The organism is Oleiphilus sp. HI0117 (assembly GCF_001635235.1).
In genome coordinates, this window is the sequence record NZ_LWGA01001392.1 from 1 (window position 1) to 855 (window position 855).

1 protein-coding gene is annotated in these 855 nt (G+C 45.4%); it reads right to left on the bottom strand.

Features of this window, described 5'->3' with window-relative positions; translation table 11 throughout:
• Positions 1-627, bottom strand: a 627-nt coding sequence (minC, locus tag A3757_RS23670; protein WP_156506531.1) for a septum site-determining protein MinC, incomplete at its 3' end; no start/stop codon positions are given.
• Between the last annotated feature and the right edge of the window lie 228 nt (positions 628-855).

The window sequence follows — 855 nt, forward strand, 5'->3', positions numbered from 1 at the left end:
ATATACGTGAATATTACCATCAGCCAAGATCTCTGCACCGGCGCTAACCGGCGCAAGTATGATCAAATCTCCATCGGCAGCATAAACTTGCTGGCCTGAACGGATAGGGGTGTGAATGATTTTGCTTTGCTGAGGTGCTTGTTGAACGACAGTTTTAACCACTTCGACTGTTTCAACTTCTGTATGTACGACCTCTTTTACCTTAGCCTCTGGCTTTTCTGGTGCTGGCTCTGCCTGTCTTTCTTTCTGTTTTGCCAGTAGCCCTAAGCCTGCCTCTTTTGCAGCTTGCTGGTGCTTCTCTAAACCGCCCCTAACTGCCACTGCTTTAATCGAAAACTCACGACATTGGTTGATCAGTTTGTCAAAAGGAACACTGTCTTCTTCAGTAAGCTGTTCGATGTCAATGATGACAGGGAGGTTCTCGAAAAAGCCAGGGGCTTGTGTTGTCTTTGCTGAAAGCTCTTGCTGAATTTGAGCTTCGTCATAGTAGGCCAATTCCAGAACGGTCATCGGCAGTAAAGAGCCTTTAAGCTTTAGGCAGTTGCCAGATGAGCGAGTGGTAGAAGCGGTAGATTCAGGTGTCGCCTGATCGTTAGAGTTGGAGCTGACTGTGGCGCTAGACGTCATTGAGTTACCTGAGCTTGGTTTCTGTGCAATCAGGCCCGATTGTAAGCCAGTTGAGTCACGCACAGATACTTAAATTACAGTTATTGTTTGTGTCATGCCGCAGTTCGAATTAGAGTGCGGTTGATATAGTGAAATATCTTAACATGAGATTGATACTTTCGCTCGAATTTTTAGACTTAATGTGGGACACTTTCGCTCATTATAAAACTGGCCGCTTTTTATAGAGTC